General features: G+C 49.1%; 14 protein-coding genes. 4 read left to right on the top strand and 10 right to left on the bottom strand.

Features of this window, described 5'->3' with window-relative positions; translation table 11 throughout:
- Positions 1 to 279: 279 nt before the first annotated feature.
- From KTH89_RS07975 to KTH89_RS07960, 4 genes are all read right to left on the bottom strand, one after another.
- Positions 280 to 795 (bottom strand): cob(I)yrinic acid a,c-diamide adenosyltransferase, encoded by a 516-nt coding sequence (locus KTH89_RS07975; RefSeq protein ID WP_238721323.1) that lies wholly within the window; start codon positions 793 to 795, stop codon positions 280 to 282.
- A 666-nt stretch (positions 796 to 1461) separates the two neighbouring features.
- Positions 1462 to 1974, bottom strand: coding sequence for a dCTP deaminase/dUTPase family protein (locus KTH89_RS07970; RefSeq protein ID WP_158348652.1), 513 nt, complete (start codon positions 1972 to 1974; stop codon positions 1462 to 1464).
- Positions 1975 to 2052: 78 nt separating this feature from the next.
- Positions 2053 to 2637 carry a zinc dependent phospholipase C family protein gene (locus KTH89_RS07965; protein ID WP_238721322.1) on the bottom strand — a complete coding sequence of 195 codons (585 nt, stop codon included), beginning with the start codon at positions 2635 to 2637 and terminating at the stop codon, positions 2053 to 2055.
- Between the two features lie 539 nt (positions 2638 to 3176).
- Positions 3177 to 10007 carry an InlB B-repeat-containing protein gene (locus KTH89_RS07960; RefSeq protein WP_238721321.1) on the bottom strand — a complete coding sequence of 2277 codons (6831 nt, stop codon included), beginning with the start codon at positions 10005 to 10007 and terminating at the stop codon, positions 3177 to 3179.
- A 297-nt stretch (positions 10008 to 10304) separates the two neighbouring features.
- On the opposite strand from KTH89_RS07960, the gene KTH89_RS07955 reads away from it, so the two are divergent.
- From KTH89_RS07955 to KTH89_RS07940, 4 genes are all read left to right on the top strand, one after another.
- A complete protein-coding gene (locus tag KTH89_RS07955) occupies positions 10305 to 11048 on the top strand; it encodes a LytR/AlgR family response regulator transcription factor (protein ID WP_158348647.1) in 744 nt (247 codons plus the stop codon).
- 1 nt (position 11049) lies between these two features.
- A complete protein-coding gene (locus tag KTH89_RS07950) occupies positions 11050 to 12372 on the top strand; it encodes a sensor histidine kinase (RefSeq protein WP_238721320.1) in 1323 nt (440 codons plus the stop codon).
- Between the two features lie 188 nt (positions 12373 to 12560).
- Positions 12561 to 12887, top strand: a complete 327-nt coding sequence (locus KTH89_RS07945; protein ID WP_158348645.1) for a hypothetical protein — start codon at positions 12561 to 12563, stop codon at positions 12885 to 12887.
- Positions 12888 to 12962: 75 nt separating this feature from the next.
- On the top strand, positions 12963 to 14294 hold the full coding sequence (locus KTH89_RS07940; RefSeq protein WP_238721319.1) for a tetratricopeptide repeat protein: 1332 nt from the start codon (positions 12963 to 12965) through the stop codon (positions 14292 to 14294).
- Positions 14295 to 14802: 508 nt separating this feature from the next.
- Here the strand turns inward: KTH89_RS07940 and KTH89_RS07935 are convergent.
- From KTH89_RS07935 to KTH89_RS07910, 6 genes are all read right to left on the bottom strand, one after another.
- A complete protein-coding gene (locus tag KTH89_RS07935; RefSeq protein WP_238721318.1) occupies positions 14803 to 15909 on the bottom strand; it encodes a glycoside hydrolase family 172 protein in 1107 nt (368 codons plus the stop codon).
- A 31-nt stretch (positions 15910 to 15940) separates the two neighbouring features.
- A complete protein-coding gene (locus KTH89_RS07930; protein ID WP_238721317.1) occupies positions 15941 to 17392 on the bottom strand; it encodes a glycoside hydrolase family protein in 1452 nt (483 codons plus the stop codon).
- A gap of 51 nt (positions 17393 to 17443) precedes the next feature.
- Positions 17444 to 18913, bottom strand: a complete 1470-nt coding sequence (locus tag KTH89_RS07925; protein WP_238721316.1) for a glycoside hydrolase family 32 protein — start codon at positions 18911 to 18913, stop codon at positions 17444 to 17446.
- Between the two features lie 23 nt (positions 18914 to 18936).
- Entirely contained in the window at positions 18937 to 19779 is an 843-nt protein-coding gene (locus KTH89_RS07920) for a carbohydrate ABC transporter permease (protein WP_238721315.1), read from the bottom strand.
- Position 19780: 1 nt separating this feature from the next.
- The gene (locus KTH89_RS07915; protein WP_238721314.1) at positions 19781 to 20665 is read right to left on the bottom strand and encodes a carbohydrate ABC transporter permease; all 885 of its coding nucleotides are present in this window, start codon (positions 20663 to 20665) and stop codon (positions 19781 to 19783) included.
- 72 nt (positions 20666 to 20737) lie between these two features.
- A complete protein-coding gene (locus KTH89_RS07910; protein WP_238721313.1) occupies positions 20738 to 22093 on the bottom strand; it encodes an ABC transporter substrate-binding protein in 1356 nt (451 codons plus the stop codon).
- Positions 22094 to 22653: the final 560 nt, after the last annotated feature.

Raw genomic sequence — 22653 nt, 5'->3', positions numbered from 1 at the left:
GCTCCGGGGAGGCGTTTCTTGTGCAGGGGGAAACTTCGAGGGGGCTTTGATTTTCTAATAGGCCGGGATTTTTACCAGGGCAGCCCGGGGCCGGACAAACTCGCAAGCTCAGACAGTGTCCGGCCCCGGGCTTGGCAAAAATCCCGGCCTATAAGAAAATTCAAAGACCTCTCAATGTTTCCCCCTGCACAAGAAACGCCTCCCCGGAGCGGGACATCCGCCGCCATGCCATCCGCTCACCCCATCCCCCGGCAACCCTGCTGGGCAGGAGTATAGTTGTTAGTATTCTATCCCGCGCCGGGCTTTGATTCCGCGCTCGTAGGGATGTTTATGGCAAAGGATTTCCGAATCGTAGTCTGTTATGTCCAGAAGGCGGGGGGCAGGATTTCTGCCCGTTATGATGATTTCTATCTTGTCCTTATTATACTCTAAAAATTGGTATAAGGTCTCGGTTTCGATCAGATTGTAGTTTATTGTATAGGTTAGCTCGTCCATTACCAGGAAGTCGCATTTTCCCTGTTCCGCCAGTTGCCGCATTTTATCCAGAATCTGGTTGTGGATATCTGTCAGCCGTTTCTTTTGCTCCTCTGTCATCTGGAAATAGAAACCAAAGTTTTCCTTGCTTCTCAAGATATCTATGTTTGAGATTTTTTTTAATTCTTCCAATTCCGCAGTCTCATTCCCCTTCATAAACTGTCCGAACACTACCCGCATTCCCGCACCGGCTGCGCGTACCGCGCCTCCTACAGCTGCCGTCGTCTTTCCTTTCCCTTCTCCATGATATAATTGAATCATAAAACAGACTCCCTTCCATTTCGAAAACCGTCATCATTATCTAAAACAATTAAATCTATTTATAAACTCTAACTATATATAATAAAACCCATCCCAACCTTCGCTTCAAACATCGTATTCTATCATCACAGCATGTACCCCCCATCATTTACCAGATGCCTTTTACTCGGCACATCCGCAGCCAGGGCAGTGATGGGCGGCTGACGCGGCAGGAAGGGGTGCCGGCAGTGGGATGGCCGGTTGTGACTCCTGCGGTTTCTCGTCCGGTCCCGGTCCCGGCTTGCGGTCTGCCCGGGTTTCGGAGAAATTGGCCGTGCTTTGGGGGCATTGGGCGGCCGTGCAGCTGCTTAATAAAAACGGACCGGCGGGGTCAGGATGCGGGGCGGCGTTCCACGCCGACACGCAAGGGGCTCTGAGCCGGGAACGCATCATGCGTTCCTGGCGAATAGCCCCGGTTCCTGACCCCGCCGGTCCGTTTTTATTTAGCAGCTGCCGGCGCAAGCCCACCGCCCCCAAAGCACGGCCAATTTCTCCGAAACCCGGGCAGACCGCAAGCCGGGACCGGGACCGGACGGGGAACCGCAGGCCTCACAACCGGCCATCCCACTGCCGGCACCTCTTCCTGCCGCGTCAGCCGCCCATCACCGCCCGTCCCTCGCGCACCCCCTACCGCGAAGTAGACCCAAACCCCCCGTTGCGGACACCCTCCGCCTCGTCATCCACCGTGATTCCAAACTGGACAAAGATCCCCTGCATGAATCCGTCACCGGCTTTCAGCTGCAGAACTTTATTTTCTTTGGAATCATTTGTAATTTTAGCCATGATATGTCCTTCGTTGTCGGAATTAAAATAATCACTGTCGATGATTCCTACGGTGTTATTCAGCTGGAGCCTGTATTTGAAGCCCAGGCCGCTGCGGGGATAGAGTTTCAGTACCCAGCCTTCTTCCATCTCCGCCCGGATACCCGTAGGGATTTTGATGGTTTTCCCCGGCTCCAGGGTGAATTCCAGAGGGCTGTAAAAATCATATCCGGCCGATCCCCTGGTCGCGCGGGCCGGCATGCGGATCTCCTCGTAGACCTTGCGCACCACTTCATCCGGTGTTCCAAGGAATGAGTCTTTCCAATCTTTTTCAAACTGCTCCAGGCTAACTTTGTGAAACTGTGCGATTTTAAACATATATCCGCTTCCTCCTTGTTGTATGGTAAAATAAGAGCGGTTCAAACTCCAACAGAGTCCAAACCGCCCGGTCTTATCTTAAGCTATGGCGAGGAATTTATCGATCTGTTTGTTGAGCAGATAGATGATAGCCTCCACCACCTGATGACAAAGTGCTACGATATATCTGCAATCCTCTTCTACTGATCTTTTGAATTCCAGGTACTCATTATGCGCTTTTTGGATGAAGCTGCAAAGCGCTTCCGGTGTCTCGAACTTTTCCATTCTGCCGGCGTTTCTGGATGCTTCTCCGCTTCTGATATATTCTCTTAATCCATGTTTCAGATGTTTTTCGTAAATGCAGTGTTCTTTTAGATTTCCTTCGTAGGTCGCATTGTGCGGAAATGTGAAGTAGTCCGCCATGTAGTGGATCACCTGACCGAGATCCCTCCAGTATACCCGGGCATTGCGCTTCATGATATCGCAATTTACGGTCAGCCTTTTTATTTCGGTCCGGACTTCCTCGAAAGTCCCGTTAAATTCGTGCTTTTTTGTCAAAAAAGAAGGCTTACAGTCCGGCAGGATGCTGCCAAGATAAAATGCTTTTTTGTGTTTAAAAAGCTCTTTGGTTCCATTTGCTTCTACAATATACTTCGCCAGTGAGATGTGCGATTTTTTTCTCAAGTTCATATCCTCCAGGATTGAATTTTTCACGAACCTTTTTTATTGTACTTGAGGCGGGGTAAAAATACAAGTGAATTAATGTGAAATTTTCATGAAGGGTAAAATTGGCATGTAGGAATGGGGTACTGCTAAGTATATCTGTAGGGACAGGGGAGTCCGGTTTCAACTGCACATAAGGGGAACTGCCGGAAAAATTCGGGAATGAGAATGGCTTTTCCGGATGATTATCAGGACCCCGCTCTGGATAAGAGTTCTACATTGCCGGAAAGCGGATCTATAATTCTTTCTACACCTGGACTGCTTCCAGTGTCTTTGAATATCTGGCCTCCATTGATTATAAGGACAGCCGCTCATGGTTAAGAAGGATACGCCAAGAACAAGATGAGATGGAACAAAGGGTGTCATAACGTATCCGATTGGCTGTCCTGTGCTCATAGATAAATGGCCTGACCGATTTGTAATAGATAATTATCAAAAATCCCTTATGGCCGGAATCCAATCGTCTCAGATTCCGGCATAAGGAATTTTTATTCACATTATTACCGGCTGCCGCTCTTTCTCTTCCGTTTCCGGATTTCCCGGACAACCAATGCCGTTCCCGCCGTCAGGACCGCACATTCGCACAAAAGCCAGAATCCAATCGGGGATTCGTCGCCTGTATCCGGGACGCCGTTATGTTTGTCACCCTCTGTGGTATTCTGGGATTGGTCTTCGCCAGTCTCAGGTGATCCGTTACTTCCATCCTGATACGCGATCATGTACAGGGAGAATCTTCTGGCATAGAGGGTAAGCTCTGTTTTCTGTTCATTTACTTCCAGATATTCTCCGTATTGATTTGGCTCGGTGGTAAGCAGTTCAAGGTTTCCTCCATGACTCCGGCAGATCACGTATCCGTCTTTTCCCTGCTGGTTCTGCGGTAACGGGATCAGTATGGTCAGCAGAGTCCCGGATTGTTCCAACAGCTCCAGAGAATTCTGATCCACCTGTTTAAGCAGGGAAATATCTAACAGCATGCCAGGCTTATATTCTTTCTGCTTGTCGGAGTCCAGCAGTTCCAGAAGCTCCTTCGGATCCTTCTCATTTTCACTGATCGACAGCCATAGTTTTATATGGGAATCAGGAACTGCGTAAAGTAACGCTTCTTTTTCCAGCCCGCCTACGATAATATCTGGCAGATTCTCACCGATCCGAAGCAGGCTGCTGACTTCCTCCTCAGGCATAAGGATATCACCTTGCTCTATGTCTTCGTTTGTGATGGTACGCATCACTGTCATGGTCTTATGCCCTGAACGTCCCGCTACGATATTATAGGTTCCCGGAGAGATACCGTTGAATTCATAATTACCGTTTCTATCGGTTTCCGTTACTGCGATTGTCCGGCTGCCCGCCATTAAGGTGACCGTAACCGGATATTCATCACTCACCACTTTACCGGTGATCCGGTACCCATTTTGGCTCCACTGTGCATATAAGGTTACATCCGGGCCGCTGTAGCTTTGTCCGGCACGGTAAGCCTTTCCCTTGCCGTCCGCCCTGGAATTCCAGCCCTGGAATGCAAAGCCCGCATACGCTGGAAGTTCGGTGGTGAGATTCTCCCCTTCCTGCAGCACTTGGCCGGCCGGCGCTTTTTGACCACCGTTGGCGTCATATGTCACATGGGAAGTCCAGACTGCCCGGTACTGTGTATCCGCTGCAGGCATGGTATCCGACAGCGCGGGAATCCAGCCGCCAAACGTATATCCCTCCCTTGTCACCGTGGGAGCGGTCAGCTTGGAACCATATTTTACCCCCATGCTCGTTCCGCCTTCTCCTCCGGCGGCATCAAAGGTCAGACGGTAACTGTTCCTTAAGTAATAATAATCCAGCACCGTACTCCCGTCGGCCTGAATGATGCAGCTCTGCGCTTTAGGCGATGTGAAACCGGTATAATTCTTTACCGCCGGCGTGACAGATGCGTTGGTCGTACCCTTGCGTTCTTCCCGGTCTTTTAAGATGTATTTTCCGTCTAAATCCGGAAGGTAGTGGTTTACCGTATAGGCAGTATCCTGTCCGGGAGCCCAGTGGGCAAAAAAGGTAAGATCACCGGTGCTTCCCTGCTCTATCACCGCCGTTTCTTCGGGAATGCCGCCGGATACCCGGCTCCATCCCAGGAATGTATAACCCGTCTTTACCGGGTTCGTCAACGTAATGTCCGCTGTCTCCACCGTATAGATCTCAGGGTTCCCCTGCGCACTTCCGCCGTCGAGCTCATAGCCGATCTTGTACTCGACCGGTTTCCAGTCGGCCTTATACATCTTGTCACCTGTACTGCCTTTTTCTATCGTCACGGTCTTCTGCGGATTTACTCCATTGCTTCCGGTCCATCCCATAAAGATATACCCATTTCGCACCGGCTCCTTCAGTGAAAATGTCGCTGTCTCCACTGTGTACTCGGACGGATTTCCTTCACAAGTTCCCTTCTCCAGATCATAGGTAATCTTATAAATATCCGGTTCTGCCTGTGCGGTCAGTGTCACTTCCTTTGCAGGCATATGAAACTCATAAACTGCCGTTTGGCTTCCCGGCACCAAAGCCGGAGAGCTGCTGGTCCATTCTTTAAAATGATAACCGTCATCCGGCACTGCCTCTATCTTTACGGCTACGTCATAATACACGAAGGAGGCGCTTCCCGTGGTTTCTCTGATCCCGGCGCCGGCCGCTGCCGTCAGGCTGTATTGGTTCCTGGTATACTTATAATCCAGTACGGTGGAACCGTCCGCGGCTATCGTGATCTTTTGGGGGGCAGGCCCGGTAAATCCGGTATAATCCTTAACCGCCGGCGTCACCTGTTTCTCTGTGGTACCCTCTAAGTTCTCAATTTCAGGCTGGCCATAACCAACCCCGTCCACGTTTTGCTTATAATGGTTGACTACATATTTGGTATCCGTATTCGGTTTCCAGCACGCATAAAGACATATCCCTTCGTTTTTCTTATAGATATCGCCTGCAGCATAAGCCGTTCCGTTTCCGTCTGCTCTGGTATTCCATTTATCAAATTGATAACCGGTCCGCTTCGGCTGCGCGGCGGATAGCTTCAGGTCCACATCGTGGATCTTTTGCTGCGCTTTGTCCGGCATTCCGGTAACGGACGGATCCGCTGTGTTTGCATCATACGTCACCTCATACGTTACCGCCTTCCAATGGGCATACAGGGTTTGGTTTGCGGTCAAAGCAACCGTATCTGTACTCTTTACTTCGTTTCCCCCGCTCTGTTCCGTAAACCATCCCAGGAATTCATAACCTGTTCGTACAGGCTGCGGAAGATCCCCGTACGGCTCCCCGCATATCACTTCTTTCGAGCTCACACTGCCTGTTCCCCCGTTGGCCTGAAAGGACACACGGGGTTTGATGTGAATCGTCAGCGTGCTCTCAGCCATGTTTGCATGACCTCGGCCGTCGGAAGCTTTTAGCTTTATATTGCCTGCGCCGGAGTAGGTAAAATAGATTGAGCTGTATTTTTCATAATCATACTGGCTCGTAATATGCAAGGCCGCGCCTGCGTCATTGACCACTTCTATCTCGATACCCTTCTTCTTGTGGGTTGGTTCATTGCAATATCCATGGTCTTCAAACAGACAGTATACCGTACCATAACCAGACTGCGCAGAATAACTGTAATTCAGCTCGCTGATCCCGCTCTGCGGCGCTGCCGAACTGCTCCTGGCAAAATACAGGTTGGTGGTCAGATGACAGCCTTCCAGCTGACAGGATACCTTAATTTCTTTCGTTACGGTTGGCGCCGATCCCAAGTTCACCAGTCCGGACAGCTGCGGAACAGTGACGGTAACCGTAGTATCTCCTTCCGACACAAAGTGAATGGTCCCGTCCTCTCCAACGGCTGCGACCGAAGGATCCGCGGATTCATATGTGATCTTCTCATCCGCTGTCAGCTGCGGGTTGATTGTTGGAACAATCTGTCTTGTTTTTCCTTCCAGAATCAGAACTGTGGAAAAATTAGTCTCCATTGTCCTGCCGGAAATGATTCCAAGATTCACTTCCGAGAGATCAGGTTTTGTCTCCTCCCCCACCGTGAAGGTATAAGCGCCGTTATCATCGAATTGGCTGTTGGCCAGGTAGAAATCATCGTCATCCTTGTAGACCTTGAGCGTATAGGTGCCGGGAAGCAGAAAACCAATCTGGTAATTCCCGGTAGCGGCTGTTGAGGCAGTTGTGCCAAGCGCGCCTGCGTCCGTCTTATTTCCCTGGAACAGCTTGACTGTGTAGCTTTTTCCTGGATTGGTTTCCGAGGCGTCTATCACCCCGTTTCCATTATAATCTTTAAAGATGGTTCCCTTTATAACCATCGCCGCCGCAACCATCGCCGCCGGCTGGGCGGTTATGGAATCCCGGCCGGAACCGTCTGTTTTCCGATAGGTGATGCTCGGACAAAAATAGGCCTTATCCTTCTCCGCCACAGTATCCGGGAACTTGGCACGAACGGGAATATGAACGGAGGCATCCGTATTTTCCGTAAATTTTTTACCCTCCGCGGATCTGATTCTGATATCCGTCACAGCCTTATAATCCTGTACGGCGGCCGCATATTCATTTCCGCCGTCGATACTGTATTCCACCGCCGCGCCGCTCAAAATATCCCCTTTGAGCGTCACCGGTCCGGTTAACAGCCCATCGAACTGTGATGTATAGGAAGTTCCTCCGCTCTCAACTGAAACATCCTTTCTGGGCAGAGGAATCTGTAATTCCAGGTCGTCCGGTTCGATTCCGCTGCTGTTTCCGTTATAAAAATACAGGTTATAATGGCCGTCTGATCCATATTGAAACTGCTGTTCGTCATTTTCACCGGCCGCGGCATCACTGTCGAGCACGCCCTGTACACTGATGGAATAGATCGTGTTAATCTGCACGGAACTAAGGCTGTAGGGTCTTCCCAACTTGTCCTCCGTACTCCCATTCTCATTATAATCGTTGACGTCCACGTAAGAATATTGCGGTGTGTTAAACATTTCCTGCTCATGTTCCACATAATAACCAAGCGGCAGTTTTGTAGAATAGGTCTTGGAAGTATCTACGGTCGGACCGACGAAAAACTCCATTTTATTCATACTTCCATAAGCCACAGACCGTTCGGCACCATCCCTGTACTTCAGCGTAAAGAGCTGCGTTCCGTCCGACAGCTCTCTTTGCTGCAGCGTATACGGCACGCCTGCATAACTCGCCGTCGGTATGAATTCCTTCAGAATAAATCCTTTGGGCATGACCAGATAATAAGAAGGATTTTTTATTAGGATCTTAGAATAACCGCCGGCGTTAAAACTTACGGTCACCGAATCTCCCTTATTAAGGCTGTCAGAAGGTATACTGCTTATTGGGCTATAACGCTCCGTTGTCTTCAGATACCCCGTCACCGTTACCGCTTCATCCTCCGAATGATACGGATTGACATCTGTTCCCAGATCAATTCCGGTCTCCGTCAGTTCCGGGCACCTGGCCGAAATAATCCGTGCGGAATTCCGAACGCTTTTACCATCGATCCCGTCTCTGTTCGTATTATAGATATATAACATATTGGTATATTCGTTGACTTTACCCAGATGATCCAAAGTAACTGTCATCTCGGTTATGGGATCGTCCGCATTGACGGTCAGCTCATTCTTATCCACATTCAGCTGTTCTGTCTTCTTCACCCCGTTCTTGGTCTGATACTCCACACTGGCAGCGGAAGGCATCGCGCCGGACTCATTCAGAAGCAGCCTTACTTTATCGCAATAAGCCTCAGGATCCAAAACGAATCTTATTTTCACGTCATACAGCGTATAATCTGTAATATTTTTCATACTGCAGATGTTATAAGTATTGTACTCCAGCGGCAGTACCGACGAATTCGTGCCGTACTCTGCGGAATAAGTCATGCTTGACAGATTAAAATAATCCTTTATATTATACTCTTTAAACAGAAACAGCAGATTATAGCCTAACCCTGAGTTCCAGTCGCCGGTATGGGTTCCATAATCCTTTAAAAGTATGGTTTCTGTTCCAACGACCGCGCTTATCCTGCCGGAAATCGGATTATAATAAAGCTTGGCCGAAGGATTGGTAAATCGAAGATAAATATTGCCGGTCAGATTTACAGAACTTGAGTCCGACACCAGTTTGTGCTCTGACGGGAAATCATAGATCAATGTTTTTGTCGAACCTTTCACGCTCTGATCTGCGCTCTCATAAGCATAGGAAGCCCGATAGGTTACCTGATATTCTCCGTATTGGTCCTCAACCGGATAGGCTACCCCTTCTTCCATAGGCACATAGTTATCTTTTTCCCCAAACCCGGGCACTACTTCTTCCGGAATAGGGATCTCCAGTTTTACCGAATCGTAGGCATAATGCCCGGTATAACCGGACGTATTGACCTTGCACGGCATATCATAGTTTGTTGACCCGTTTAACAGCACGGATTGTTTGTTTCCGCCGTTGGACAAAGAAAGTCCGCCCAAATGAAGCGTTTTGTTATAAAACTTCGTATTCACCGTCTTCTGATCTATAAGCTGGGTTCCGTCATAATATTCCGCGGTGACTCCATAGGACTTCTCCATAAGCTTATATGTGGGCATAAGGGTTATATTAAATCCCAGAGTGGTAATATTGGATTTAAAATGATAAGTAAGCGTCTCATTTCCTTCGGAGTCTGTTCTTTTTAACACCTGTGATCCGGCCTCAAGATTCGGTCTCAGCGTCTGATCATCTTCCTTGGGATAATACTTTATGGTGATTCCTTTCGGAACAGTCAGTACCACAACCGGCTTCTCCACTCCGGTACCCGTTATGTTCATAGTGACATTATATGTCAATGAATTATCAATTTTGAAATCTTCTCCGGTAAAATCACTGGTTAAATCAAGCGATGCAGACACTGGCGGCAGAGCATTGGGCTGCTGCAGGAAAGGACTGATCTCCGGGGTTCCCACCGGAACAGGTTCGGAAGTTGGTTCCGGGGTTTCCATGGGTTCCGGGCTGGCTGATGGCTCCGGTGTTTCGGTTGTCGAAGGACCGGCCGATGGTTCCGGAATCTCTGTGGCCGATGGTCCGGCCGATGGGTCAGGAGTTTCCGCAGCCGGCGGTATGACCGATGGTTCCGGGCTTTCCACAGCCACCGGGAGAGCCGATGTTTCCTGGGTTTCCTGGGTTTCCGGGTTCGCCGGCAGCCCTGCGGATAACGGCGCCGCTGTTCGGTCATTCCCCGCATTTCCCACTTGATCCGCGCCGGATGTTACTCCCTCAGCCCGGACTTCCGTCGGCAGCATATCCGATAATCCTCCCCAAATCAATAACCCTGCCAATAACGCACAGGCCATTCTTTTGTGCCTGATTTTCATAAGTATTCCCCCTAAATATTACAGTTTTTATAGTAAGAGATCATGTATATTTTAATGATGGATTCATGTCCCCGGCTTCAAAAATATGCCAAAATGAAGGCTTTCGGCCATTCTTGACAATTTCACCATCTTTTTATATGATATGTCTCGACAATATCCCAGTTATGTTTTTTGAACGAACTTCTGCTCTTGATTGGGTACTTATCAGAATTATACAATTTAAAGCTGTACGATGCAGAGAACACACCTAATTAGCATAATATTTCACTTACTTTTGCCGGGAAGGGGGAAGATGTCTTGTTACAAATTGCTCTGTGCGATAATGATATTATGGAGTTGGAATCTGTCTATACTCTGGTAAAAGAATACGCGTCGGGCCAGCCTGATCTGGATATCAGCCTGCGCCGTTTTCAATCCAGCTACGACCTGCTGGAATCTGTCGAGGCGCGGGGGCATTATGATATCTATCTGCTCGATATACTCATGCCTCATAAAGACGGAATCGAAACCGGACAAATCATACGGCGTACGAACAATACTTCCGTCATCATCTATCTGACCAGCTCCCCCGATTTCGCGCTGGATTCATACGGCGTAAAGGCGCAGTCCTATCTGCTCAAGCCGGTACAACAAGAAAAACTCTTTGACGCGTTAGATGACGCAACAAACCGGCTCACAATTGAGCGGACGCGCCATTTCCTGGTCCGTGTAAAAAGCAGTACCGAGGTGATCCCCTTCAGCCAGCTCACTTATGTGGAATACTACAAACACCGTCTGATCTGTCATCTGCATAGCGGCCGCAGCATAGAGACGAATATGTATCGGGAGCCCTTTGAAAAAATCGTTCAGCCGCTGCTGGATGACCGCCGTTTCGTCAAGATATCCGCATCCTTTCTCGTAAACATGCAATATATCCGAGCCGTTACACCCAAAAGTTTCATCATGGATATTCCTTCCGCTCATACGGAACTCACAATCACCAGAGGATATTCCGAGGCCAGACAGACTTATATCGACTACATGTTGGAAAGAGGCGATTGATATGGACAACTTCATTATCATACAACAAATATTACGGATGCTGATCACATACGCCTTTCCGGTTGCGCTGATATTTTCTATGTCCCGCTTCCGCTGCCGGCGGCGGACGATGTGGCTGGCTTTCCTACTGATTACTCTGTTTGGCACCGCGGTATCCACCTTCCAATTTCTGTACCCGGGTATGGAACGGATGAAGCAATTGTACGCACTGAATCTTCTGGTTCCCTGCTTGATCTTTCTTCTGATTTTTACACAGGATAAGCCTTCCCAGCTTCTATTCAATATATCGACCGCGATCAATGCGATTTATCTGGTCTCCATACTTTCTCATTTCATACTTAGAGGATCTTTAGACAACGGATACGTTATGATCTGGCAGGATGCCCTGATCCGGGCTGCTTTTTATTGCCTTATCCTATTTATCTTCTCCCGTTATCTGAGGGACCCTTATCAGTTTCTGGCCGCAAATATGAAAAGAAGCAGCTGGCGTGTTCTCTCGGCCATACCGCTTCTATTCATGGGGCTTGTAATGTTCCTGGGCCTTTATCCCCATGTGAGAACGGACAATCTGTTGGGCGTCACCTTTCTTTATGTCATTCTCGGATTTGTTTACTATATTATCTACCAGGTGTTCATTAGCACTTATGATCTGTTAAATCAAAAGCAGGATCTGGACGTCCTGAAAAATCAGGTGGACGCTCTGAAAAATCAGGTAGATGCCGTGCAGCGAAGCGAAGACCAGCTCCGCATTTACCGTCATGATATGCGTCACTATATCGCCGGTATATCGGTTCTTCTCAAAGAGGGAAACACTTCCGACGCCCTTAGGGTAATCGACCGTTTCGATGAGTTGAACAAGGAAACCCAATTGCCGCGTTACTGTCAGAACGTGATGGTCAACGCGATCCTCTCCCTGTATCTGCAGCGCGCGTCGGATGCCGGGATTGTCATTCGCACCTCCTGTGATATTCCGGCCGATCTGCCTGTGGACGCCGCGGAACTCTCCACCGTTTTTGCCAATGCGATCGAAAACGCGATTCACGCATGCAGCCGGCAGGCCCCCGGAACAGATAAGAGGCTGGAAATCCACTGTGTCAGCGCCCCTCAGTTCCTGGTGGAGATCGCGAATACCTATGATGGGACCGTTGAATTTGATGAGAAAAATCTTCCGATGGCCCGGGAGCCCGGTCATGGAATCGGCACACTCAGCATCTCGACGTTTGCGAAAAAGTACGGCGCTCTGCTCGACTATAAGGCGGAGGCGGGGATGTTCCGGCTGCGGCTGCTTATAAATAACAAGGATGAGGAGGCAGCCGGCCGGTAGAAGGAGGTTTCAGATATTTTTCAGAATTACAAGGTTCTTTTGATTCCCTTCACGAGCCGCAAAGTGCGGAAAGATAAATAGTTAACAGATTAAATAGTTTTACCTTGAGTATTTTGTACATATGTTCTATAATTATGAATAAATAATGGTAGTTTTTATCAATATCAGACAAATGGAGGGAATGTTTTATGAAAAACAAAAAAGCTTTGGCACTGACCGTTATCGGCTATACCGCGCTTGGGCTAGGCTGTTTATCCGGATTTATTATGTTAACGCAATCGGAATTAGCTGCCACATTGTCTTGTATCATTGCCGGTGTTATTTCCTGTTTCTTGTTTTTAGGTTTTGCGGAGATCATTGAGCTGCTGCAGCAAAATCTGAATATTATGCGCGGTATGGCTTCTGCTCAAAATCCTCCACGTTTTGTTGCTCAAAACGGAGGAAACCATCCTCAACAGCCGGTTCCGCCAAAGAAGCCAGAGGTAGTACCTGAGGAACCCCTCCCGCCTCTTTAATCTGGATGTCTCATTAGATGTCTTATTTCATTATTATAATCGTTCAGAGAACCCGAAAGGAAAGGACGCTCTATTATGGAATCCAGATACCAGACGATTCGTATCTATCCACATACATTGAGGACGCAACATTGTCCGGTAGCCCTTGAAAAATGGGCTCTGCTTTTTGATTCTGCCGCACAGCGCAATATCCTGCAATGTAAATTCCGCAATATTCAGTCCCGCCCGATCCAATCAATGTCAATAAAAATTGATTGTTACATATCGGAATCGGAAGGTTCTATCCTTTCTTTTCCATATCAGTATTCAGATCTGTGCATGCCGGAAGATCAAATATTTGGTTTCCAAACCCCAATCTTCCTGCCGGATCAGCGTTTGACTCATTTTACTTTTACGGTAACAAGGGTACAATTTTCCGACGGTACTCTGTTTGAAGGCGAGGAACCGCTTGCCCCTGATCCAAAGACCTCTCCGGACAGCAATGATATACACTCTAATTCCCGGGATATTCAAACTCCCAAGCCTCCAAAGAATAAGAGGCGCTTGCTAGCCGGTTTGCTGATTGGCTGTGCCTGCCTGGCTGCATTTGCTGTCATAACAAAGTATCTGCTGATACCGGAGTTTCAATATCACCAGGCTGCGGCATATGTAGAAAACAAGGAATATACTAAGGCCCTTCCGGTATATGAAAATCTTGGTGATTATAAAGACGCCAAAAGCAAAATCAGCGAAACCAATTATCTGTATGCCGGTTCACTGGAATTGTCCGGCGACTACCAGGAGGCTATGGCCATTTATACCGAACTAGGCCAATACAAGGACTGCCCAGACAAGGTTACGGAAATGAAATATAGGATAGCGGATCAATTCTTCAATAATGAGGCCTATGAAGAAGCCTCTTTGCGTTTTACCGCCCTTGCAGATTATAAAGACAGTGAGTCCATGGCAACCTATAGCCACGCGATGCAGCTGATGAAGGAAAAAAAATTCGAAGAGGCATACGAAGTCTTCTTTTCTCTCAGAGGCGGACTGGGAAAACTTAAGAACGGCCTGGAAAATTATTATGAATCTGTATACCAATTAGGAAATTATTACAATGAGCAAGGCGAATTTATGGAAGCATACGATCTGTTCGAAGGTATCCAGGACTATAAGGATGGTCATCAGCAGATGGGACGCAGTGCAAAACTCGCAATGCAATATTCATTGACAAACAAGAAATGGATGGATGCTATCGGGTACTTTGAACTCATTCCCAAAGATTATGAAAATCTATTTGTAGACGAAAACTATCTGCTCATGAGCCTGGATGATGCCGTCAGCTACAATAGCGATTACGCATGGACCAATGAAGGTTTAATTATTCAAGCGTTTCTCGCTGCCCACAATTATAAAACAACTTTTTAATACTTCATACTTAGAAAGGTGCTTTCGCACTCACTTAGCGTTCTTTCACGGAGCTACGTATGCCCGTTTCTTAGGGCTTGGAACCACCGGCGGTATGCGGAGGATGCATGGGGACGCTACGGGCGGCCGGGTTCTTTTGTATCTCCCTGGGGGCGCATAGGGCGGCTGTGAATACGCTTAGTGAAATCGGAAAGCCGGGTTCAGGATGACCGGCGGACTTCACGTCCGACGGGCAAGAGCCTCTGAACCGGGAACACATCACGTGTTCCTGGTGAATAGGCTCGGTTCCTGAACCCGGCTTTCCAATTTCACTTAGCGTATTCCAGCGCAAGCCCTCCGCACTCCCAGGGAGATACAAAAGAACCCGGCCGCCCGTAGCGTCCCCCTGCATCCCCGCATACCGCCGGCGGTTCCAAACCCTAAGAAACGGGCATACGTAGCTCCGTGGAAGAACGCTAAGTTAGTGTGACAGCCCCTCGGCGAACTTTCCGGAAAGGAGTTATATGTCCTACCTCGGCCACCGCTCCTCTCTTCCCATCAGCTTTTCAAAAGCCTGATGCGGTTCCCGCTGATACCAGTAAGCCACCGTAGCCACATCATCCTGCCTCTCATATATCCCGCGGTGGCACGATCCGATCTGCTGCATCGTGACCTTGATATCCTCCTGAAAATAAACCGGGTCCGGTATATGGAACCGGTAGAGCCCCCTCATTGGCGGACAATCCTCCATATGATAGTCATTGTGTACGCTGTCATCCAGCGCCGAATAAAACGGATATCCCAAGAACGGCGTGCAATAGGTATGCTCAACCGTCTTCCCGCCTTCCTGCGTCGCAAAACTCCAGGCTCCGCCGAAATAATCCTCTGTCCCGGTGCCGCAGATCGTCGGGTAATCCTGATCCCCATCCAGATAGAATTTCACTTCCCCTTCTCCCCACCAGTATCTCTCCAGAGTCGTCAATGCCATAAAGGTCCCCACATACTGGCCGGCCCCCTTGACTCCATCCAGAATCACATAATCCTTCTGCTTTTCCGTCACCCGCTGACGCCGCCACTGGGCGTGAAAATATCCCGTATTCTCCGGCAGCCCGTCACACAGGCAGTAATCCACCTGGTAGAAAAAGGAAGGAACCGCCTCCGTGTTCTGGTTTTCGATGGTGATTTTCGCCTTTTTCCCAAAGGGCATGGGGAAATAACAGTTAAATCCCCGGGTCGGATTTACCGCCACCGGCATGGAATTCACGGGATACGCCTTCGCGAAGCCGCAGCAGAAAAAGTCTCCAAGCGGGCTCTCCACAGACGGATTCTCCTCGTCATCCCAATACATCCGCAAAACCAGATCCCGCAGAACAAAGCAGTTCTGTTCGCTGGTCTTATCCGTCACCGTGATCCAGATATGGCGGATGATTCCGGGCCCTTCCATCTCAGCCAGCACCTTTGTCTCCCCTGGCGCTATGGAAGGGATACAGGGGGAACCCTTTCTGGACGGTCCAAGTATACTGGCCGCCATCCCTCCCTTCCCCTTTTCTCCGTTGGGATTCTCTGCATTTATCGCCCTGCTTCTGGCGTTTTGAATGAGGGGTAAGCCCTCCATACCCATGATCGATGCGAACATCTCGTCTCCTCCATTTTTCTTTCATTATCTCTTAACGGGCCATCAGCCGCGGTTGTATACAGGATACCGTACCGTATTCCGTAAATACCCCCATCAGATCGGACTGTACGCTGTAGCATCTGGTCGTTAACGCCACATCATCCACATACACCTGCATAATCGTACCGCTAACCAGCAGCTGCACTCTGGCCTCGCCGTCCCGAAACCGCACGGGACGTTCATCGATATAACTCTGATCCCCGTCGATCCGGTTATAATAATCCATGACGATCTTCTGATGGGTCAGCTCTAATCTTAATTGGCACCAGCGTTCCAGCTTCTCGCCGCTGGCATGGATCATCAGCCCCACCGCTTTTGTTCCCGGTTTCCACCTAAGAGTTGCTTCAAACAGACACGGATCTTCCAGTTCTCCCAGGGAAGCCCAGCCAAATCCATCCTCGGATATTCCGGTGAGCTGTTCTGAATCCGTATCCGCACTCATCTGTGAACGTTCCTCTAAGTTCCATATTCCTTCATAGCCATGTATCTGCAAAGGCAGCTTCCGGCGGAATGACCGGCGCACCGCTTCCACCATCCGTACCCCCAGCGTTTGGTCCTCCCGCTGAACCAGCTCATGGACACAGGCATTTCCTCCCCACACAAATCTGCCGTCGTCCCGGCAGTCCTTGCGGATCGACAGCCATCCCACCAGATACCTCTTTTTCCCGTCCGTCACTGTCTTGGCCGCGTAGAATTCCCTGCCGTCGAACATGTCATCCTGATCCGGCATCTCCCAAGGGCCGTTGAAACTCATTGCCGAACGGTATCTGGTCTCCCACCAGCGGGAATAATTAGAAAAAGTCAGATACCACCGGTCCCCCATCTGAAAAGCGTCGTGGCATTCGTGGGTGGGGAATGTTCTGGGCGAATAGATCGTTTGATAGTGTTCCCAGTGTTTCACATCATCGGAGACGTATACCGCCGTACATCCGTCTCTTAAGACAGCCCCATCCTTTTCCGTAGCGGTTATCAGCATACAAAAGCGTTCCAGCTGCGGATTCCAGAAAACGTGAGGATCTCTCCAGTGCCGGTCCCCATAAAACCTGGTATCCGGCGGGAAGAAATAGTCCCGGTCTTTCGTCCAGTGGATCAGGTCGGTGCTGACCGCCCTTAAGACCGCCTGTTCATATTTTCCCGGAACGCCCCGGTTTCCTTCGCAGAAACCTGTATAATAAAAATAGAACGTGCCGTCGTGGTGAAATACACTGCCTGTCGCCGCATGCCAGTCCTGCTCATCGGGACTGCCGTTTTGCAGCACCAGCCTTAAGTTCCCGTAATGCACGAAGTCCTCTGTCTCCACCGCATAGATACAATACTTGTACAGAAAAAATAAAATATATCTGCCTTCCCAGTAAAACGGCATGATATCTCCGCACATCTCACCGTGGGGCATCCCGGGATATTGGTCCTCGGGCGTATAGAAAATAAAATCGCATCCCTTCATACTGCCGCCTCCTTCTTTGTTCCGGGTGTCTTTTGGGTTTTACTGTCCGGGTTACTTTTTCTGCATACTCTCATCCGGCTTTTCTCTCCCTTCTGCGCCTGCCAGGTATAGCTCATACCGCACCTCCTGATGATCCGTCAGAAATTTCGTGAAAGCGGCTTTTGCATAATAAAGCATACTGCATACCGCCTCCCCTTCTCCCCAGAATAATTCCACGCTGTTGGTATCCACAAGCAGGCGCAGGGATTCCGGGTGTTTTATTTCCCTCAGACAAGTTTTCCGGCACAGCCACTCTTTTCCCAGGTCTTCCGGAAAAACCGACGTCCGATTGATCTCCAGTTCTTTGGTGTTCGTATTTACTAAGATCTTAAGACAATTATGCCCATTGGTCAAACAAAATTCTCTCGTCTCGTCCCGCAGCGGCAGTTCCAGCGTTATGTAACAGGGCTGGCCCGGTAAAAGGACGGCCGCTCCGTCTCTTTGCGCCGGATAAGGCGCAGCCGCGTCGAGCAGTTCCCGCACCGGATATTGGGCCAACCGGTAATCTGTCCCGCTTCTCATTAGTTTCAGTTCTCTTGGAAATGACATGGTCCCCCGGTACTTCACAGCCGGCAGCCTCTCCGCATAGGCCCACCGGTTCTGCCACCCCATGAGAATCCTGCGGCTTTGCACATTTTCATAGGTAACCGGCGCGTAAAAATCATATCCGAGATCCAGTATCTTTTTTTCTCCTGCCGGAGTTTTCGATGTAAAGCTGCTGCCGTTAAAGGTTCCGGTGAAATACCTCACGCAGGAATATTTTCGATCCGGAATTATGACGCTGAAGGTCAAAATCCATACCTGCTCCTGCCCGGAAGTTTTCTCTGTATCGCCGTTCTCCGGGGTCATAGGAAACAGATCCGGGCACTCCCAGATTTCCCCCGGTTCCTGATCCCCGCTTTGGAAGGTGCTCCGGTATTCCCATTCCTTTAGGTTTACGGAGCTGTAGATCTGCACCTCCTGTCCGGCCGACAGTACCATGATCCACCGCCCCTCCGGCTCATGGAAGAACACCTTGGGGTCCCGAAAATCTCTCAGGCCCGGATTCAGCACCGGATTTCCCGCGTATTTCAGAAAGGAATTCCCCCCATCCAGGCTGTAGGCCAGGCTCTGAGACTGAATCACCGTCCCGCCACGTTCCAAATGATGGGTAAACACAGCCACCAACGGGCCGTTGCCATCCGTTCCAAAACCACTTGTATTTTCCCTGTCATATACCATACTGCCGGAAAATATCTCTCCATGCTCATCCGGATAAAGAGCCACAGGCAGATACTCCCAATGGAGCAGATCCACGGATCTGGCGTGTCCCCAATGCATCGCGCCGTGAGTCAGTCCGTCCGGATAGTATTGGTAATACAGATGATAATATCCCCCAAAATAGATCAGTCCGTTCGGATCGTTCACCCACCCCGAAGGCGGGCTGAAATGAACTCCCGGACGTCTGTAACTCCCTACGGCCGTCTTGTCCTTGTTGTCCATTACTTGTCCTCCGTCCTCTTTCCTCAACCCTTCACCGCCCCGGCGACCACACCCTCGATAATATACTTCTGCAGGAACAGATATAACACCAGAATCGGAATAATCGTCAGAACCAGTGCCGCCATCATCAGTCCCAGATCTGAGGAGAACGTCCCATAAAACGCCCGCGCGGCGATCGGCAGGGTATACAGCTCCTTCTTCCCCAGCACCAGGCTGGGCAGCAGATAGTCATTCCAAAGATTCAGCGCATCGATGATTACCAGGGTAGCGATCATGGGTTTTAGCAGGGGCAGCACGATCAAAAAAAAGGTTTTGTACCGGCCGCACCCGTCGATGTTAGCTGATTCCTCCAGCTCCATCGGCACTGTGCTTTTGATCGCTCCATGAAACAGGAATATGCCCATGCTCACACTGAAACCGATATGCATGAAAATAAGCGTCGTCCTGTGATTCAGCATATTCAGGGTCCCGCCATAGATCGAAACCAGCGGAATCATCAGCACCTGGAAGGGGATCGCCATGGAAGCGATCATCAGGGCAAACAGGATTTTACCCGCCATCCAGTCAGTCCTGGCAAAAATATAGGCGGCCATGGCGGATACAAAAATAATCAAAATCACGCTGCACCCTGTAATGAACAGGGAATTTCCCAGTGCTTTGAAAAAATCCATCTTTTCTACCGCCTGCACAAAGTTGCTCAAAATGAATCCGTGCTCTCCGATTAGTGACAGCGGCTTCTTAATGACATCGATCTTGGTCTTAAACGCGTTGATCAACACCAGGAAGAACGGGAAAATGTACAGGAGCAGGATCACAGACAGAAGCAAGGTTTTCAGTATCCCGGAATTTCTTTTTCTCTCTGTCATATTACATGCTCACCTCTTTCTTCTTGCCGATCATCACCTGGCTTATGGAAATCGCCACGCATATGACAAATAAGATCACCGCTTCCGTCTGGCCTACGCCGTAATCTTTGGTTGTAAATGCTTTCATATAGACATGCATGGCGGCCATCACCGTGGAGTTAAAAGGGCCTCCGTCCGTCAGCGACAGGTTCAGGTCATAAGCCATGAAGCATCTGGTGATGGACAGGAACAGGCATACCACAAAGGAGGATACCATCAAAGGCAGGGTCACGAACCGGGTACACTGCCACTGCCGGCAACCGTCGATCCTGGCCGCTTCCAGCAGATCCTTCGGTACGCTCATCAGGCCCGCGATATAGATTAACATCATGAAGCCCGAGTATTGCCATACTGTGACGATAATAAGGGCGAACAGCGCCTTGTCCGGATCTGACAGCCAGGACGTGGAAAAAATTCCGATCTGCAGTTTTGTTCCCACGGATACCAGCGCCCTGGAAAAAATAAACTGCCAGATATAACCCAGTATCAGTCCGCCGATCAGATTCGGCGTAAAAAATCCCGCTCTGAAAAAATTCTGTCCCTTAACTCCGCTGGTGACCAGATACGCCAGCAAAAATGCCAGCACATTGATCAGGATCACCGATATGGCTGAGTAGATCAGGGTCAGCAGCACGGAACGCCAAAAGTCCGCATCCTGAAATGTGGTCACATAATTTCCAAAGCCTACGAAGGCCTTATCCGCCGATATCCCGTTCCACCCGGTAAAAGTCAGATATAGGCCATAGACGAAGGGTACCATCAGCACCATGATAAAACAAAAGACCGCCGGCCCGGCAAATCCCAGGAAGGTACCTGTCTTATACCAGAATGAATGTTTCCTTTTCATGCGGTTTCGCACCTGCTTTCTGTTCAAGGTAAATGGGGCCGCACTTCTGTGACGGCCCCTCTTTTTATTTGCTTATTTTTGTGCCTGCCAATAGGTTTCGATTTCGGAAGCCAGTTCATCCCTCTTGCTATTGCCGCCCAGGTATTTCTGTAAAGAGGCGCCGGCCTGAGTCCCGTGATCGCCGGGGATCTCCTGATACCAGTACATGGACTGCCCGGCATTGATATATTCCTGCGCGGAAGCGCTTAACGGCGCGGATACTTTTTTCTCGATATTGGAGAACGCGGGGATAATGCTGCACTCGTCTACCATAAACGTCTGTCCCGCTTCATCGTATACCAGCCAGTTCAGAAAATCCTTCGCAGCCTGCTGCTGTTCCGGCGACGCGTATTTCGCGTCGATGACAAATTCCTTGCTGGCGCCGCTGACCAGTTTGGTATTCACATCATCTGTCGTATCTTTCTGAGGCAGAGGCATGATGCCGATATTTTCCGTGTATTCATAGATATCCGTCGCCCAGCTGCCGTTGAACCAGAACGCCACCTGGCCTTCCGCCAGATAGGAATTGTTCAGATCATAATCCGCGGAGAGAGGATCGGAACCGTTGATATTATATTTTTTCAGCAGATCAAAGCTGTCCATCAGGGAATTGAAGCGCGCGTTGTCCATAAGCTTCGTCTCGCCGGATTTCAGGGAGTCCACGAACGCGATGGAACCGTCCGCCGAGTTGCCCTGCTGGTCATAGAGCTGTCCAAAGAAATGGTTGGCCAGAGACCAGTCATCTTTGTTGACTGCCACGGGAGTTTCCATGCCGCCGTCCGCCAGTTTCTTTAATAATCCTTCGAACTGGTCAATGGAAGCGTAATCCCCGGGTTTGAAAGTCTCACCGGTAATTTTCTCGATCGCGTCGGCATTGTAGATCAGACCTACCGCCTCCACGGTAAACGGGAAGCTGTATACTTTGCCGTCGATGGTGATCCCGTAGGTATCGCCGCCGTCTTTGATCCAGTCCTCGCCGCTTAAATCCGCCAGATATTCCCGGAAGTCATAGACATCGGGATGGTCGACCAGCATAATGGTGTAGGGATCGGCCGCCGCATATTTCCCGGCCAGGTGTGTGCCGACTACATCGCTGGTAAAATTCACTTCTACAGTTACGCCGGTCTGCTCCTGATATTTCTTTGCCATCTCCTCAAATTGAGTCTGAAGTTCCGATTTCGTGTTTAATAAAGTAATCTTCGTATCCTGACCGGAAGCGTCCTTGGCGTCCGCGTTGGTAGCCGCGTCATCTCCCGCCGGTTTTTCGGTATCCTTGACGGCTGCTTCCGGCGCCGGATCACTTGCCTGGGGTGCTTCCTTTGATCCGCAGCCAATACACAGGCCTGCGGTCATGATAAGTGCCAAACCGATTGCTGCTAACTTTTTCATTTTCTTAATCCTCCATTTTTTCTGGTAGTTACTTTGGTTTTTGTTGTGTGATTTTGTATATATTGCCTGATTGTTGCTTCTGTGATCTGTTTTCCATCCATTTCATTTATGGAAACGGATTTTGGAATCTCCCGGGATTTTATCTTTCCATTATTTCCTTGCCCTCATAATTTCAATTATTGGACAGCTTGCAGCCTGCGTGCTTTCTTGTTTATTGTTTATTGTTTATTGTTTATTGTTTCTATTTTCCCTCCTTTTACTGATTGAAAAGATCGTTTAGATAATTTCCTCTTTTAATTATGTAAAACTTTGTAGTTAAGGCTATTCATTTTGCAAACCCAGATCGCCATTTCAAGTTTACATTTGTTCACTTTTTCCTCATACGGTAAATTCTGGATCTTATTTATTATTTCCAGGATTCATCCGTCTGGATATTATTAAGTATATTTCGACAGGAAATTATCTTTTTCTTCTGTTCTTATTGTGAATATTATCATCTATTTTAACTAATGTCAATATTTATTTTGACATTTTTTCAATTTTATTTTGACATTTTTGTT

This window comes from Diplocloster agilis (assembly GCF_019042275.1).
Lineage (GTDB): Bacteria > Bacillota > Clostridia > Lachnospirales > Lachnospiraceae > Diplocloster > Diplocloster agilis.
The sequence above is the reverse complement of the archived record's forward strand: the minus strand, read 5'-3'. Positions and strand labels throughout refer to the sequence as shown.

Excerpts from the sequence above, each read along its gene's own strand:
- KTH89_RS07970 (WP_158348652.1), bottom strand. The coding sequence starts at position 1,974 with ATGTTTAAAATCGCACAGTTTCACAAAGTTAGCCTGGAGCAGTTTGAA.
- KTH89_RS07975 (WP_238721323.1), bottom strand. The coding sequence starts at position 795 with ATGATTCAATTATATCATGGAGAAGGGAAAGGAAAGACGACGGCAGCT.
- KTH89_RS07945 (WP_158348645.1), top strand. The coding sequence starts at position 12,561 with ATGAAAAACAAAAAAGCTTTGGCACTGACCGTTATCGGCTATACCGCG.
- KTH89_RS07935 (WP_238721318.1), bottom strand. The coding sequence starts at position 15,909 with ATGTTCGCATCGATCATGGGTATGGAGGGCTTACCCCTCATTCAAAAC.
- KTH89_RS07915 (WP_238721314.1), bottom strand. The coding sequence starts at position 20,665 with ATGAAAAGGAAACATTCATTCTGGTATAAGACAGGTACCTTCCTGGGA.
- KTH89_RS07960 (WP_238721321.1), bottom strand. The coding sequence starts at position 10,007 with ATGAAAATCAGGCACAAAAGAATGGCCTGTGCGTTATTGGCAGGGTTA.
- KTH89_RS07950 (WP_238721320.1), top strand. The coding sequence starts at position 11,050 with ATGGACAACTTCATTATCATACAACAAATATTACGGATGCTGATCACA.
- KTH89_RS07925 (WP_238721316.1), bottom strand. The coding sequence starts at position 18,913 with ATGGACAACAAGGACAAGACGGCCGTAGGGAGTTACAGACGTCCGGGA.
- KTH89_RS07920 (WP_238721315.1), bottom strand. The coding sequence starts at position 19,779 with ATGACAGAGAGAAAAAGAAATTCCGGGATACTGAAAACCTTGCTTCTG.
- KTH89_RS07910 (WP_238721313.1), bottom strand. The coding sequence starts at position 22,093 with ATGAAAAAGTTAGCAGCAATCGGTTTGGCACTTATCATGACCGCAGGC.
- KTH89_RS07930 (WP_238721317.1), bottom strand. The coding sequence starts at position 17,392 with ATGAAGGGATGCGATTTTATTTTCTATACGCCCGAGGACCAATATCCC.
- KTH89_RS07940 (WP_238721319.1), top strand. The coding sequence starts at position 12,963 with ATGGAATCCAGATACCAGACGATTCGTATCTATCCACATACATTGAGG.